Annotated in this window: 14 protein-coding genes; 5 read left to right on the top strand and 9 right to left on the bottom strand. The window is 58.3% G+C overall.

Annotated elements, in window-relative coordinates:
* Positions 1-53: 53 nt before the first annotated feature.
* Both RT21_RS00830 and RT21_RS00825 read left to right on the top strand, forming a co-directional pair.
* Complete coding sequence (locus RT21_RS00830; RefSeq protein ID WP_045427590.1) at positions 54-1,121, top strand: phosphotransferase family protein; 1,068 nt, start codon at positions 54-56, stop codon at positions 1,119-1,121.
* Positions 1,122-1,148: 27 nt separating this feature from the next.
* Positions 1,149-1,916 carry an SDR family oxidoreductase gene (locus RT21_RS00825; RefSeq protein WP_045427593.1) on the top strand — a complete coding sequence of 256 codons (768 nt, stop codon included), beginning with the start codon at positions 1,149-1,151 and terminating at the stop codon, positions 1,914-1,916.
* Between the two features lie 60 nt (positions 1,917-1,976).
* On the opposite strand, the gene RT21_RS00820 is transcribed toward RT21_RS00825, so the two are convergent.
* Positions 1,977-2,624 (bottom strand): hypothetical protein, encoded by a 648-nt coding sequence (locus RT21_RS00820; protein ID WP_045427596.1) that lies wholly within the window; start codon positions 2,622-2,624, stop codon positions 1,977-1,979.
* Between the two features lie 221 nt (positions 2,625-2,845).
* On the opposite strand from RT21_RS00820, the gene RT21_RS00815 reads away from it, so the two are divergent.
* A complete protein-coding gene (locus RT21_RS00815) occupies positions 2,846-3,628 on the top strand; it encodes a TSUP family transporter (protein WP_046161199.1) in 783 nt (260 codons plus the stop codon).
* Here the strand turns inward: RT21_RS00815 and nudC are convergent.
* From nudC to RT21_RS00780, 7 genes are all read right to left on the bottom strand, one after another.
* Positions 3,596-4,429 (bottom strand): NAD(+) diphosphatase, encoded by an 834-nt coding sequence (gene nudC, locus RT21_RS00810; RefSeq protein ID WP_046161198.1) that lies wholly within the window; start codon positions 4,427-4,429, stop codon positions 3,596-3,598. The genes RT21_RS00815 and nudC overlap by 33 nt on opposite strands.
* Positions 4,429-6,111 carry a FimL-related protein gene (locus tag RT21_RS00805; protein WP_046161197.1) on the bottom strand — a complete coding sequence of 561 codons (1,683 nt, stop codon included), beginning with the start codon at positions 6,109-6,111 and terminating at the stop codon, positions 4,429-4,431. Before RT21_RS00805 ends, nudC begins: the two co-directional genes overlap by 1 nt.
* Positions 6,112-6,148: 37 nt before the next feature.
* Positions 6,149-6,961 carry a crotonase/enoyl-CoA hydratase family protein gene (locus tag RT21_RS00800; RefSeq protein ID WP_046161196.1) on the bottom strand — a complete coding sequence of 271 codons (813 nt, stop codon included), beginning with the start codon at positions 6,959-6,961 and terminating at the stop codon, positions 6,149-6,151.
* Between the two features lie 197 nt (positions 6,962-7,158).
* Positions 7,159-9,411, bottom strand: a complete 2,253-nt coding sequence (locus tag RT21_RS00795; RefSeq protein ID WP_046161195.1) for an arginine/lysine/ornithine decarboxylase — start codon at positions 9,409-9,411, stop codon at positions 7,159-7,161.
* A 107-nt stretch (positions 9,412-9,518) separates the two neighbouring features.
* The gene (dnaQ, locus tag RT21_RS00790) at positions 9,519-10,280 is read right to left on the bottom strand and encodes a DNA polymerase III subunit epsilon (protein WP_046161194.1); all 762 of its coding nucleotides are present in this window, start codon (positions 10,278-10,280) and stop codon (positions 9,519-9,521) included.
* Positions 10,281-10,292: 12 nt separating this feature from the next.
* Positions 10,293-10,745, bottom strand: a complete 453-nt coding sequence (rnhA, locus tag RT21_RS00785; RefSeq protein WP_046161193.1) for a ribonuclease HI — start codon at positions 10,743-10,745, stop codon at positions 10,293-10,295.
* Positions 10,746-10,762: 17 nt separating this feature from the next.
* Complete coding sequence (locus tag RT21_RS00780) at positions 10,763-11,518, bottom strand: class I SAM-dependent methyltransferase (protein ID WP_045427619.1); 756 nt, start codon at positions 11,516-11,518, stop codon at positions 10,763-10,765.
* A 112-nt stretch (positions 11,519-11,630) separates the two neighbouring features.
* Here RT21_RS00780 and gloB point away from each other — a divergent pair, with 112 nt between their 5' ends.
* Both gloB and RT21_RS00770 read left to right on the top strand, forming a co-directional pair.
* Positions 11,631-12,410, top strand: a complete 780-nt coding sequence (gene gloB / locus RT21_RS00775) for a hydroxyacylglutathione hydrolase (RefSeq protein ID WP_046161192.1) — start codon at positions 11,631-11,633, stop codon at positions 12,408-12,410.
* A 100-nt stretch (positions 12,411-12,510) separates the two neighbouring features.
* Complete coding sequence (locus RT21_RS00770; RefSeq protein WP_082082080.1) at positions 12,511-14,061, top strand: lytic transglycosylase domain-containing protein; 1,551 nt, start codon at positions 12,511-12,513, stop codon at positions 14,059-14,061.
* Positions 14,062-14,093: 32 nt separating this feature from the next.
* Here RT21_RS00770 and RT21_RS00765 read toward each other — a convergent pair whose 3' ends face one another.
* Positions 14,094-15,536 (bottom strand): HDOD domain-containing protein, encoded by a 1,443-nt coding sequence (locus RT21_RS00765; RefSeq protein ID WP_234463633.1) that lies wholly within the window; start codon positions 15,534-15,536, stop codon positions 14,094-14,096.
* Positions 15,537-15,606 lie beyond the last annotated feature (70 nt).

Genomic DNA, 15,606 nt, shown 5'->3' with positions numbered 1-15,606 from the left:
CGAAGCCTGCCATAGCTGGCCATTAAGGCATCGATAATAGAAAAGGGACAAGCATGGCGCTTACTGATCAGACCAGCCGTATACGTGACGGCGAAGAACTGCCCACCGAGGCCATCGACCAGTACCTGAAATCCCACATTCCGGGACTGGAAGGTATGCCGAGTATTTCTCAGTTTCCGGGGGGGGCGTCCAACCTGACCTATCTGCTGGAATACCCGAAGCAGGAATTCGTGCTCCGCCGTCCTCCCTTTGGTCATAAGGCCAAGTCCGCACATGACATGGGACGCGAATACCGAATCCTCAACCAGCTCAACGCTGGCTTTCCGTACTGCCCGAAGGCCTACGCCTATTGCACCGACGAGACGCTTATCGGGGCCGAGTTTTACGTGATGGAGCGGGTCAAGGGCATCATTCTCCGTGAGGACATGCCCGCCGAACTTGGTTTCACGCCGGAGCAGACCACCGCGCTGTGCAAGAGCTTCATCGACAAGTTCGTCGACTTGCACAATGTTGACTACAACGCCTGTGGCCTAGGTGATCTGGGCAAGCCCGAAGGTTACGTCCAGCGGCAAATAAATGGCTGGATCGATCGGTACGAGCGAGCGATCACGGCTGACGCGCCTGGATGGGAGCCGGTTAAGGCTTGGCTGCGCGACAAGATGCCAGCCGATCACCACAAACCGGGCATCATCCACAACGACTACCGCTTCGATAATGTAATCCTTAATCCGGATAACCCCATGGAGATCATCGGCGTTCTGGATTGGGAGATGACTACGCTGGGTGATCCTCTGATGGATTTGGGCAATACGCTTGCCTATTGGATTGAAGCGACGGACCCGGCGCCGATGCAGCTGATTCGCAAACAGCCCAGCAACGCGCCCGGCATGCTGACTCGTCAGCAATTTGTCGACTACTACGCCGAGCGCGCGGGTATCCGCATCGACAACTTTGACTATTACTACACCTATGGGCTGTTCCGCCTGGCGGCGATTGTTCAACAAATCTACTACCGCTACTTCCACGGTCAGACCCAGGACAAGCGGTTCGCCAAGTTCGTACAAATGAACGCCCTGCTCGAGCAAGTGAGCCTGCAGGTTATTAACAACTCGAAGCTGTAACACAGCTCACCAAGAGGAACCGACTCCATGAGTAAGACCAACCTATTTGACCTGGACGGCAAGATTGCCTTCGTATCCGGCGCCAGCCGTGGCATTGGCGAAGCCATCGCCAAATTGCTGGCTCAGCAAGGCGCCCACGTTATTGTTTCAAGCCGCAAAATTGATGGCTGCCAGGCGGTTGCTGATGCGATCAACGCCGACGGTGGCAAGGCCACAGCCGTCGCGTGCCATATCGGTGAACTCGAACAGATCCAGGCCGTATTCGCTCAAATTCGCGAACAGTTCGGTCGGCTGGACATCTTGGTCAACAACGCGGCTACCAATCCGCAGTTCTGCCATATTCTGGATACCGACGTGTCAGCCTTTCAGAAAACGGTTGATGTGAATATCCGAGGCTATTTCTTCATGTCCGTTGAGGCCGGCAAATTGATGCGTGAGCATGGGGGCGGCAGCATTATCAACGTAGCCTCGATCAATGGCGTCACGCCGGGCAACTTCCAGGGTATTTACTCGGTCACCAAAGCAGCGGTGATCAACATGACCAAGGCTTTCGCCAAGGAGTGCGCCCCCCAAGGCATTCGCTGCAATGCGCTGCTTCCAGGCCTCACGGACACCAAGTTTGCCTCAGCCCTGGTCAAGAACGACTCGATCCGCGAAGAAGCGCTACGTCACATCCCACTACACCGTGTTGCGGATCCCAGCGAAATGGCGGGTGCTGTGCTCTATCTCGCCAGCGATGCATCGAGCTACACCACCGGTCTGTCGCTCAATGTAGACGGCGGCTACCTCGCCTGATCAAGCGACTTATACAAAAAAGGGAACCATTAGGTTCCCTTTTTTTGCGGAGCTTTCTGGCTACCAGCCCTTCATCGCCTGTTCTGCTGCGACGCTTGCCGGTTTCGCCAACAGCCCAGCAGGGGTCATCTCGACTGTATAAACGGCGTTGTCAGCGATCGGTAGATAGCTAACTCGGCGCAGTTGCGCATCGAGCATTAGCGGAGTGCACTCGCACCGATGCAACCACGCCCAGAAATCCACCCCCGCCCGGCTGTTTCCCAGCTGCACATAGGGACGACGCGCCTGATCCTGTTGCTCGACGGCCAGGTAGCGACCTGAAAGGCGCTCCAGCCGATAGCCAGGCTCCAACCCAATGAGCGCCGCCAGCCCCTTCCAATGAAGTGCTCGTAAGTCGAGCTGCCAGAGATCGCCTTCAAGCGTGACAAAGCGAGTGCTCTGCCCCTCTTGCACTTGTACCCGATAACGCTGATGACCATCGGCCTGAAAGGTCAGCGAAGCCAGCGGCGTGCCATCATTCAACGGCTGATAAGTCGTGACGTCCCAGGCGACTAGGCCAACTAGGCCAGCCAGCGAAAGTACCAGCATTCCGAGGGTGCCACGCAACCAGCCCAGCAGCCAGTGCCCACCCACAAGTAGCCGCACCGCGACCAAGCCACTGAGCAGTGCAAGTAACGCGACAACCACCGCAAGCCCTATATATTGCATTGCCCACAAATCCACCGAAATCCGACGGAGCATTATCGATACGGTCAATCAGAGCAGCCAGTACCAGAAAGGAACACTGGAGACGAGTCGACATTCTGTTGTTTGCCATTCGCTCAACCAACCCGTGCCGCAGCATTAGGAGCCGCTTGTCGTTGGCTTTGCAAAAGCGCAACCGGCATGATGCGCCATCTCCGTTACCGATTTTGCTATGAGTGTTTCACATGCTGACCTTTGAGCTTGCGACCGACCCACTGGTATTGGTCGCCCTCATGGCCGTCGCCTTTCTTGCCGGCTTTATTGATGCCATAGCCGGCGGAGGTGGCCTATTGACGCTTCCCGCTCTGCTGACCGCCGGCTTACCGCCGCATCTGGTTCTAGGCACCAACAAACTGTGCGCAACCTTTGGCTCAGCTACGGCAAGCTTCACTTTTTATCGCAGAAAACTATTTCATCCACAGCAATGGCGATCCGCGCTCTTAGCCACTGCTATAGGGGCAGCGCTGGGCGCGGGTTTGGCACATATGATCCCGGCACGCTGGCTCAATCAGGCCCTACCTTTGGTGGTATTTGCCTGCGGGCTGTATCTGCTTTTCGGGCGGGTGCCAACCACACCTCGAACGGGCGATGAGCCAATAGCCCAACATAGACAATGGCCGCAAGGCCTTACCCTGGGCTTTTATGACGGCCTAGCGGGGCCCGGCACGGGAGCGTTCTGGACCGTCAGCAACATGTTGCTCTACCCGCTCGACTTGCTAAAAGCCAGCGGCGTGGCTCGCAGCATGAACTTCGTCAGCAACGGTGTTGCACTTGCCGTATTCATTGCTGGCGGGCAGGTTGCCTGGGGGCTAGGCATCGGCATGGGGCTTGCCTTGATGGTCGGCGCATACCTTGGCGCGCGCACGGCAATCCAGGGCGGATCGAAATTTATCCGACCGATCTTTATATCGGTGGTGCTGGTACTGAGTCTGCGGCTAGCCTGGCAGCACTGGTTCGGTGCGGCCTAAGCGCCGAGCCAAATACAGATCAATCAAGTAACGGGCGATGGATTTGTGAGCAGGCAGCGCAGGCAGATCGTGGATAGAAAACCAGCTTGCATCCTCAATCTCTTCAGGCTGCATCACGATCTCTCCCGATGCATACTCGGCGTGAAAGCCAAGCATCAAAGAGTGTGGAAACGGCCATCCCTGACTGCAGATGTACTGGGGCTCATGGATAGACACCCCAACCTCCTCGTGGACTTCCCGCCTGACGCACTGTTCGACTGACTCGCCGGGCTCAACGAACCCTGCAAGCGTGCTGTATACCCCAGGGGCAAAGCGCGGTGAACGAGCCAGTAGCAGCTCGTCGCCTCGCGTTACCAAAACAATCATGCTCGGCGAGATGCGAGGGTAGTGGTGAATGCCACAACTCTCGCACTGCATCGCACGCTCCGTAGCATGCTGGCGCATCGGGTTGCCGCAGCTGCCGCAGAAGCGATGATGGCTCGCCCAGGTGCCAATCTGCGCAGCGAAGCCGAGCATACGAAACCTTTCGGTATCGTCATCATGCATCATGAATTGACGCAGCCCCTGCCAGCCAGCGCCGGGCACTTCGACCGGGTGCGCCAACTCCATTAGAAACACTTGGTCGCCATCGAAATAACCCAAGCCTTGCTCGCTGAGCAACGGTAGGTCGAGGCGTTTCAACCAATCTCTGGGAAACAGCACGCCATTTGCATCACAAAGAAACCCCTGCTGGCAATGCACGACGGCCCATCCACCGCCCATAGCCGGATCAAGCAATGCTGGCTGCCACCGTAAACTCATCAGGCAGCCACCGGCAGACCCAGTGCCCGCACACTTTCGGTCGCGAGATCCAACACGCTGACTCGTGATTCGTCGCGCCGTAGTATCGCTCCGCCGTCGAGGTAATATTCGAGGCTGGTCAATGCGTCGGCCAGAGTCTCAAGCATTTGCTCTGGTGGCATTTGCACACCCTCGAGCATCTGCTTCTGAATAAAGTCGGCACAGGCACCGATCAACTCAGCGGCGCGATCCTGTTCTAGAAAACGCAGCCCACCACGAACAGCCATCAAACTGAAAGGGACATTGGCCAAGTGTAACTTTTCCCCGTTTGATTCCAGATAGGCTGTGATGGCGCGCTTGGCCAAGGCCAAACCTGCGGTCGCCTCGCCGATCACCACGATGCAAGCTTCAGTGAGCTGATGGTTGGCGAATGCCTCAGCCTCTTGGCCTGGCTGTGCAATCTGTGGACGCGCATCAAAGCGCTCGCCGCGCTCCAGGCTGGCCACCATGCTCTCGACATAGAGCACCGCATCGGCCAATTTCAACAGCGCCTGGGGCTCGGGCAGTTGTTCGACGCTCCAGCCGGACACCACCGAGAGCTGGGCATGCAAGGTACTCGATGCCGAAGACAAGCCCACCATCCCCAACGTCTTCGCCAGTTTGCCTAGCAGACTATGCAGGTTTGGATACGACTCAGCCGGTGCGGTCTGGCGCTCGATGAGATCCAGCAAGTCTTTGAGACTCGCCAGCTCTTCACGGATCGCCGACGACAGGGAGCGCATCACAGCCTGCCCGGGGCCCGCCAACCGCTGGGATTCATCCTCAAGAAGATGGTCGGTGAAGGGTAACGAACCAAGCGAAAATGTCTCCCGCACCTGACTTGCTAACGGCCCATTGCTTTCGGCTAATGCAACGAGATACAGCAGCTCCTTGAGCAGAACCCGCGGTGGTTCATAGGCATCATGACCGCTGAGCTGCCGAAGTTCTCGGTCAAGCCTGGAAAACAATTGCTTGCGTGATTGGCGCGGCAACAGTTGGCCATCCAGCTGGGCCTCCAAAGCTGCGCTCCCCAGCCAACACAGGCGACCACCCGCCGAGTTTGCGAACAGCAGATCCAACCGGCCCAGCGCACGCGCCATAAGCTTAAGGCTGGCCGAGGCATTGTCTTCACGAATGAAGCCGAGCAAGCCCACCTGGTACATTTGACGCAACCGGCGCGCCTCGGCCGCACGCGCAGCGGGCTCGCGCACCGCAGCCTCGATTGGCGGACGCGCATGATCGAGGCGGACGCTGAAGAAGAAACTTTCGGGTAACGGCGACTGGCCACTAACCAACCGCAAAGCATTGATCGGCGGCAGCAGTAGTTCGGGCGTTTCCTGCCGGCTGGCGTCGACGCTTTCGAGATAACGTCCAAGCACATACAGCGCGTTACTCAGCGCTGCCAACTGACTGTCTCGATCTTCCCCCGCCCCTACGGGGATGTCTGTCGCCAGCTGGAGTATTTCCTGCGCGAGCAGTTCGGCGCCGGTCAACTCGATGAGCCGCAGCGTGCCGCGAACCTGCTTGAGATTCTCGACAGCCTGCTGCAACAGACCGCTATTGTTTCTGTCGATGATGAAATGCTCGAGGCTCTGCTCGGCTTCTTCCATGGTAGCGAACAACTCATCGCGAACCAGGCTGAGTGAAGTAGCTCCGGTAACCATGCCTAGCGCGCCTCCCGCGCAACGTTTGAATGATGCATCAGTCAGCGAAATCCGGCTTCTGCTTGCTCATATGGGCCGCCATGGCCACCTTCAGGTCAGCCGACTGAAGCATCGCTGCGTTCCAGGTGGCGATGTACTCGAGCCCGTCATCGACACGGTGGTCGCGCATATAGCGAATCATCTCCTTGGTCGCGCGAATGGCGACTGGTGACTTCGCGGCGATATCGGCCGCCAGAGCGAAAACCCCACCCATAAGGGATGGTTGGTCGGTGTAAGTTTGATTGACCAGGCCGATGGCCTTCGCTTCCTGCCCGTCAACGTTACGCCCGGTGTATGCGAGCTCGCGCATCATGCCGTCGCCGATGATTCGCGGTAGTCGCTGCAGCGTACCGACATCCGCCGCCATCCCCATATCGATTTCCTTGATCGAAAACTGCGCATCAAGCGTGCTGTAACGCATATCGCAGGCAGCGATCAGATCGATCGCACCGCCGATGCAGTAGCCTTGGATGGCCGCTATGACCGGCTTGCGGCAATTATCCACCGCGTTGAACGAGCTCTGAAGCTTGAGAATCTGGCGACGCAGGCGTTCGGCGTTGCGGCCCACATCGCTACCCATCTGGGTCGCGGCTTGCGCCAATAGTTGAAGATCAATACCCGCTGAAAAATGCTTTCCCTCGCCCGAGAGCACCACGACCCGAATGTCGTCCGTATCATCGATCCATTGGAAGATATCGACAATTTCGCTCCAGAATGCAGCATTCATGGCGTTGACCTTGTCAGGTCGGTTAATCGCTACATGGGCGATCTTGTTCTTCAACTCCACACGGAAGGCTTGGTAGTCGGTCACGCTATCATCCTCGACAGCCGAGGCACTCAGTGCCTGAACGGGTTCGACAGCCCCACACAGGGAGGACTGCTCTCAGCCGAGCAACTATAACAACAGCCGAGTGAAAGTCGATGCGGGACGATGTGAAGCAGCCCACGCCCTCGCACATGATCTTCTTTGACAAGCTGCGATAGCGGCTGGATGGGCCGAGTCATGCGCTACTCCTCAAGGATGCAGTCGACTGTATAACCTATCCCGTCAGGATGCTCCTCGTGCTGCAGTCCATGTACATCAGCATCGAATCCAGGAAATTGCGCGGCGAACCGCTGAGCGAAGGCTAGATAGTCGAGAATCGAGCGCGTTTCGGAGGTGAAGCGCTCACCCGGCATGATCAGCGGAATCCCTGGCGGGTACGGCACCAGCATGACTGCGGCGATGCGCCCTTCCAAGGCCTCGACGGAGACCGCCTCAACCTCGCCGCGTACCAGCTTGTCGTAAGCCTCGGCCGGCTTCATTGCCAACGCAGGCAGCGCGGTATACATCCGCCTCATGGCTCTTGCGGTGGCGTTCTTGCGGTAACAATCATGGAGCGAGTCGCATAGATCCCTCAGCCCCATCCCCAAGTATTGGCTGCCGCCTGCCTGCACCACAGTCGGCAACGCATCGCATAACGGTACGTTGTCGTCGTAGTGTCGTTTGAATTCCAGTAACTCGGTCAGCAACGTGCTCCATTTACCCTTGGTGATACCCATGGAAAACAGCACCAGGATCGAATAGAGACCGGTTTTCTCGACGACCAGCCCCCGTTCCCAGAGAAACTTGCTGACCACTGCCGCTGGAATGCCCCGCTCGCTCAACTTGCCACCGGCGGTCAGACCGGGCGTTACCAGCGTGACCTTGATCGGATCGAGCAGCACGTAATCATGGGCGACGTCCCCGAAACCGTGCCAATCCGCTTCCGGCTGCAGCAGCCAGTCGCTGGTGACCAGTTCGTCCGCCCCATCTGCCGAAGCAGGCTGCCAGATGCTGAACCACCAGTCATCTGGCGCCAGATGCTGCCGGAGGTTAGCCAATGCGCGGCGAAAGCTCAGCGCCTCATCGAAGGTCTCCTGAATTAGTGAGCGACCGGCGGGACCCTCCATCATCGCCGAGGCGACATCGAGCGAGGCAAGGATGCCGTACTGCGGGGAAGTGGAGATATGCATCATGAAGGCTTCGTTGAAGCGATCACGATCTAGCTGTCGCTGCTCACTGTCGAGGACATGAATCATGGATGCCTGACTGAAAGCCGCGAGCACCTTGTGCGTCGAATGGGTGGTGAATACCAGCGGCCCCTGCTCGCGAGTGTCCATCCCGTAGCGCCCGTCGTAGAACTCGTGAAACGCGGCGTAGGCGTACCAGGCCTCGTCAAAATGCAAGACATCTACGCTATTGCTGAGGGTCCGCTTGATCAGGTTAGCGTTGTAGCAAAGGCCGTCGTAGGTGGAGTTGGTCACGACCGCCAACTTCACTCTTGGCGAGCGCCCACGGGTGAGTGGGTTGGCATCGATCTTGGCCTGAATCGATTCCGGCGAAAACTCCTCGAGCGGAATCGGACCAATGATTCCGAGTTCGTTGCGTGAGGGCGTTAGATAAAGAGGAATTGCGCCGGTCATGATGATCGAATGCAGTATCGACTTGTGGCAGTTACGATCCACCAGCACCAGGTCGTCCCGGGCCACCATCGAGTGCCAAACGATCTTGTTTGCTGTAGAGGTTCCGTTGATTACGAAAAACGTGTGGTCTGCACCGAAGTTTCGGGCCGCCCGGGCCTCGGCCGCTGCCAACGGACCAGTGTGATCGAGCAGCGAGCCAAGCTCAGGCACCGACACCGACAGGTCGGAGCGCAGCGTGTTTTCGCCAAAGAACTGATGAAATGCCTGCCCGACCGGGCTCTTGCGAAAAGCGACACCACCGCCATGGCCAGGCGTGTGCCACGAGTAGTTCGAGTCCCCCGTATGCTGCACCAGTGCGCGGAAAAACGGCGGCAACAACCCATCCAAGTAGCTCCGCGCGGCGCGAGCGACTTGCCGGGCGAGGAACGGGACGGTGTCCTCGAATAGATAGAGCAACCCGCGCAGCTCGTTCAAGTCCGCCATCGCCTCAGCTGGCGCATTCTCGATGGTGATCTGCTCACCAAGCGCAAAGATTGGCAGCTGGGGCGCACGCCGGCGTGCGACTCGTATCAGCCCCACGACATCCTGTAATAACCGTTGGTTTTCGCCAGCGCCTTCTGCAGCAACCAGGATGCAGGCCAGCCCGTGATGGGTTGACGCGACAATTCGACCCTCTGCAGCACTTCCCGTCGGGAGAATATGAAAGCCGTCCCGCTCAAGCTCGGCTGCTATTTCTCGTACTCGCTCGCCGGCGACCGTATCGGCCTTGATGTCACGGTGAACAATGAGGATGGGGAATTTGAGGTCTTTGTACATGAGGGCGTCCTGGAGGGAGTCCTCTCCAGCGTAGAGGCTCTACCCGCAAGCACCAAGCTAGAATTTATTGCGCCGCGCGCCAAAGCGTCCGTGAGCGCGTCGACGCCTCAGACCGGCAATGCTTCCGCCTCGTTGTGGACGGGTTGCTCCAACTGAACCCAGAGTGGCGCGGCACCCGCTGCCTTCTCGATCGCCTGCATGCGTGCCGCATGCGCAGCGACTTCTTCCGCATTGGCGCGGATCACCAAGGTACCGGGGCGGTCAGCTGGCAACCGGCGGATAGGCGTAGGCTGCTGACGGCCGCCACTTTCGGAGCCGGCACCGTCACCCGCCAGGGACAGGTTGGTTTGCCCACCCGTCATTGTCAGGTAAACGTCGGCGAGGATCTCCGCATCGAGCAGCGCGCCGTGAAGATCGCGACCCGAGTTATCGACCCCATAGCGTTTACACAACGCATCAAGGCTGTTGCGCTGTCCAGGATGCCGTTCACGGGCCATCAGCAGGGTATCGAGGATGCTGCAGTGATCGCTTAGCTCGGTACGATCCTGCTGACCAAGCAGGGCAAACTCGTTATTGATGAATCCAACGTCGAACGCTGCGTTATGGATGATTAGCTGGGCGCCCTTTATGAATTCGAAGAACTCATCGGCAACCTCCCTGAACCGAGGCTTATCGGTCAGAAACTCATTAGTTATCCCGTGAACAGCGATGGCGCCCTCGTCCACCTCACGATCCGGCTGCAGATAGACGTGATAATGCCGGCCGGTAAGGCGCCGGCCGATGACCTCAACACAGCCTATCTCGATGATCCGGTGACCATCGGTTACTGGCATACCAGTGGTTTCGGTATCGAGTACTACGCTACGCATATTTCACATTACTCAGGCAGGTTGTCGTTTGGCTTGTACTACGCCGCGATTGGCCAGGAGATCGGCGTGCTCGTTCCCCGGGTGCCCCGTATGTCCACGGACCCACTGCCAACTCACCTGATGGCGATTGACCTGCTCATCCAACAGCCGCCAAAGATCAGCATTTTTGACAGGTTGTTTGGCGGCGGTCTTCCAGCCGCGCTTCTTCCAGTTGGGCATCCAGTCATTGATGCCCTGCATAACGTACTGGGAGTCGGTTACCAACTTTACCTGGCAAGGCCGCTTCAGCTCTTCCAGTGCACGGATGGCAGCCGTCAACTCCATGCGGTTGTTGGTGGTTTCCGCCTCGCCACCCCAGAGCTCACGCTCCACGCCCTTATAGAGCAGCAGCGCACCCCAGCCACCAGGGCCAGGATTGCCCTTGCAGGCACCGTCCGTATAGATCTCGACCGTTTCGTCACTCATGAGAAATTCTTTGCCTATTACTGTTCGGCATCCCGGCGACTGACTTTCGCTACGGGCATCGGTAGCAGCTGCCCCATGCGCTCACGACGGCTTTGCCGCACTGGTCGCAGGCCTACCATAAGCTTTCGTGCCACTAGCAGGTAGAAACCGCCCGTAGGCAACTGCGACCTTTGTGCTGCGGTCTCCAGGCCGGATAACCGCGCCCGCCATTGGCTCGACGAAAGCGGCGGACAATAGCATCCGAACTGCCGTTTCTCCAGCGAGAATCCAAGCAGGTTCAACCAGTCACCTACTCGCGTCGGACGGATGCAACGAGCGTGGCGAAACGCCTTGCGTGACAGCAAGCGTGTCGCACCCCAGGCACTCCAAGGATTGATCCCAACGATCAGCAAATGCCCTCCCGGCCGGACGCTGCGGGCGGCTTCACGCAGCAGGGCATGCGGCGACAAGCTGAAATCCAGACCATGCTGAAGCACAACAACGTCAGCAGCATGTTCGCCGATCGGCCAGGATTGCTCCTCGCAGATGATTTCAACACCTGCAAGTGGCGGCCCTAGGCGAACGCTGCGTTTGATCTTCTGCGGCTCGATCGCCGTATTGGCAAATGGCCCGTAATGCACCAGGTAGCTGCCAAAACACCGCGACAGCTGCTGATTGATCACCAACTGCTCGTGTTCAAGCAGTTGTCGCCCTGACGGACCAGCGAACCAAGCGCTGGCATTGTCCATCAGCGACAGCCAGCGTTCGTCCGACTTTGCACAAGACTCACTCATGGCTAGCCTCCATTCGTCGGTTTGGCGGACCCGATCAATACGCCCTATCGGTTCAACTCTCCAGTTCGGCTGTTAGGATGCGCTTTTGCTAATGACTTGGCGACCCGTGCATATGTTGAAGATAGACGCTCTGCCCGCCTTCACCGACAACTACATCTGGTTGCTTCAGGATCCTCAAAGGCGTCTCTGCGCAGCGGTAGACCCGGGTGAGGCTAGCCCTGTTCAGCAATGGCTGGACGCTCGCCCCGGCTGGCAATTGACTGACATTCTGATCACTCATCATCACCACGACCATGTAGGCGGCGTCGAGCAGCTCAAGGCCCAATATGGCGCGACGGTCTATGGCCCAGCGAGCGAAAATATACCGGCCAGAGATCATGCGCTGGTCGACGGGCAGCGCATCCGCATTCTCGGCCAGGAATTAGAAGTTTTTGAGGTTCCGGGGCATACCAGCGGTCACATTGCCTATTTTCATGATGACGCCCAAGCGCCCTGGTTATTGAGCGGCGATACGCTGTTTGCCGCAGGTTGTGGCCGCCTGTTCGAGGGCACCGCCATCCAAATGTTCACATCACTGCAACGGCTTGCCGCACTGCCTGCAACTACCAAGATCTATTGCACCCATGAATACACGCTGAGCAATCTGCGGTTTGCTCAGGCAGTCGAACCGGAAAACCCTGATATCGCTGAACGCCTCGAACAGGTCGTCCGCCTGCGTGAGGCAAAGCGCATCACGCTGCCCTCCGACTTGGGTACCGAACAAACCACCAACCCCTTCCTGCGCTGCAGGGAGCCCGGAGTGGTAACCGCAGCAAGTCGGCATGCCGATCGGCCACTGGAGACAGCGGAAGCCGTGTTCACAGTACTTCGAGGGTGGAAAGACAGCTTTTAATGAAGATCGACCAGTCGCCAAAAACCGAGGCGTCGGGTTGACCCACCGGAGCGGCATTCCTACACTCCCTCGAATTTGCGCCTAGGGAGCCCATCAGCCAATGCCGTCTGACTCTACGAACAGCCCACAGCCGGACGCCTTGGCAGCCTCCGGCCGGGCCCTGGCGCTAGCAATCTGTCTCGCTATAACCGGCTGCCAGAGCACCTCCCCCCGAGCCCCGACGGACAGCGATGTCCGTACCAGGCCAGTGCCGATGGTGCAGGACACCCTGTGGCTCACGGAGAAAGCGCCCGCCGAGCCGACCCATGCGGACATATGGGATCGCATCAGGCATGGATTCAAGCTACAGGACCATCTGGAAAGCAATCCGCGCATCGAGCAACAGCGCCTCCTTTTTTCCAGCCGACCGAATTCCATCGAGATGGCAAGCGAGCGAGGCAGCCCTTACATCCATTACATCGTCGAACAGCTCGAAGAACGCGACATGCCCCTCGAGCTGGCACTGCTGCCCATTATCGAGAGCGCGTACAACCCGTTTGCTTATTCTCCAGCTCAGGCAGTCGGCCTTTGGCAGTTCATTCCTTCGACAGGCCGCCACTTTAATCTGCAACAGACCAGCTGGTATGACGGCAGACGCGACATCACCGCGTCCACCACCGCAGCGCTGCGCTATCTGACCTATCTGCATGGGCTGTTCAGCGACGACTGGTTGCTTGCGCTGGCTGCCTATAACGCCGGCGAGGGAACCGTCAGCCGCGCCATCGAGCGAAACCAGAAGCTCGGCCTGCCGACGGACTACTGGAATCTGCCCCTTCCTCGAGAAACGCGCGATTACGTACCAAAACTGCTGGCGCTTTCGCAGATGGTGCAAAGCCCTGATGCATATGGACTGAATCTGAACCCCATCGCTAACGAGCCCTATTTTGAAGTAGTCGCGTTAAAACAGCGCATGGAGCTCGCCAGGGTCGCCGACATGGTGGATCTGGACGAAGACGAGATCTACCAGCTGAACCCCGCGTTTACTCGGCGTATTACGCTGGACGGCCCGCAGCACCTGCTGGTCCCAAGCGACAAGGCCGAGATGTTTGCGGCCAACCTTGCGCTGATGAAACCGCAGGATATGGTTGACTGGCAGCAATACAAGGTACGTCCTGGTGACACGCTGGGCGCAATCGCCAACCGGCATCGCCTATCAGTCAACATCATTCGTGATATCAATCGCCTGCGCAGCGATCACCTGCAGATCGGGCAAGTGCTGAGCATTCCGCAATCAGCCGGCGCGGCACAGTCTCAGGAATTGCTCCACGCGGTTGCGAGAAGCCAGCCGGCACCGCGTAGCTACCGGGTGCGCCAAGGTGACAACCTCTGGGATATCGCCAAAGCACAGAAGGTTTCGGTCCGTGATCTGCAGCGCTGGAACAACCTGTCAGGCAGCAATCTCAAAGTTGGACAGGCACTCTTTCTCCAGGCTGCCGGCAATAACCAGCAGACCAAACCCGCGCCGACCTACTACAAGGTCAAGAAAGGTGATTCGCTTTATGTGATCGCCAAACGCTTCAATGTTCAAGTCAACAACTTGAAGACCTGGAACCCCAGAGACAGCGCGATGCTCAAACCGGGCCAGACCCTTACGCTGTACATTCCACGCTGAGCTTCGGCGCGCAAAGGTTTAGGCGGCCCTGCTCAATTGCGCTTGCTCAGTGCATCGAGACAGCGCCCGGCCAGCTGGGTAAATCGCTGAAAGGCGACAAACTGCTCGTGTTTCAGCGCTCTACCGGATACGCGATTGTCGGCATAGAGCACGCCGATCTCACGCGTGCCCGCCATTAATGGCGCAATAAAAAACATGCCTTTTCCCAACTGTTGGCGAAGCGGCAAGCTCACCAGCTCGTCGAGGTTATAGCTTGCCGGAATGCCCATCCACAGTGGCTGACGCTGGCGCAGTACATAACTGAAGATGTGCGACTGGCCTGACGGATCAACGGGCAACACGAATTGCTCAAGCCAGGACTGAGTTTGATCACCCACTGCACACTTAGCACGGAACGACCGCTGCTGATCGGCAAGAACGGTGAGCATAACGCGCTCCAGACCTGCGCCTTGGTGCAGCCCCTTGAGCAGCGTATCGAGTATCAAACCGACATCACCCCGATTGGTGGCCATCATGCCGAGGTCCTGCATGGCCTGCTGCATCAGTAGCAGGTCAGGCTGCAAGAGGCTCGCGGCGCGCTGTGCCTGCTGCAATTGAACCTGTTCCGGGTCAGTGGACGGTATCAGCTTGCCCAGTCGACTGGCACCAAAAGTAGTCGCTACGTTCACCGCCTCGTCCGCGCTAGCAAGGACTTGCTGCATCGCATCCGCTTCAGAGATGCCGCTGAAATCGGCCAACTCCTTGACCAACCCTTCCATTTCCGGGCAGCCCCACCCATTCAAGGCCGCTGCGCCAATGCGAACCCCCAGGCTTACGGAGTGCACTGCTGGATCCCGGAGATTGCCCGCCCCATGAGCGAAGCTGGCCAACTCACCGATACTCCAGCTTTTGATCAGACCGAGGTTAAGCTGGCGAAAATTGGTACCAAGCACCTGCTCGACAGCTTGATCGTGATCCGTGCCGGCCGCCAAGGCATCACCCAACTCATCGGCCTGCTGGCCACCGCAGCCCCAGAACGCGAGCTCACCCACTTCGTGCAGCAACGCGGCGATGAAAACCTCTTCCTCATGCTTGGTCAGAACGTAGCCGGCAATGTTGCGTGCCTGCACCGCCGCATGAAAGGACCGGGCGAGCAATTCCTGCAGCTGTTGTCGCGGCGTACGATCCAGTAAACCGTCGATCAGGCTGACCGAAAGACTGATCAACCGAACGTTATCGAAGCCGATCATGACGATGGCTCGAGAGATGGTCTTGATCGTTTCCTGGGACGGGTTGTAGTAACTGCTATTGCCAACCCGAAGCACCTTCGACGTCAGGGCTGCATCGCGCAGGAGCACGTCCGCCAGCTGCTGAACAGACGCATGCTCTTGCTCGGTAATCCGCTGAAGATCCTGCACGACCGCCGCCAACGCCGGCAGTTCGGATTGGTTCAGGCGGTCTATCCACGCCTGCAGACCGTAACTGGTTTCACTCAAAATTTGAGACCTCACCCAAGGATCGGGCGGCTGAAGGGAAAGGCAGTTTGCCCAGATGGCCGGCCTTTTT

Source organism: Pseudomonas sp. 10B238 (assembly GCF_000970615.1).
GTDB lineage: Bacteria > Pseudomonadota > Gammaproteobacteria > Pseudomonadales > Pseudomonadaceae > Stutzerimonas.
Note: the sequence above shows the minus strand (reverse complement) of the source record. Positions and strands in the feature narration are given on the sequence as shown.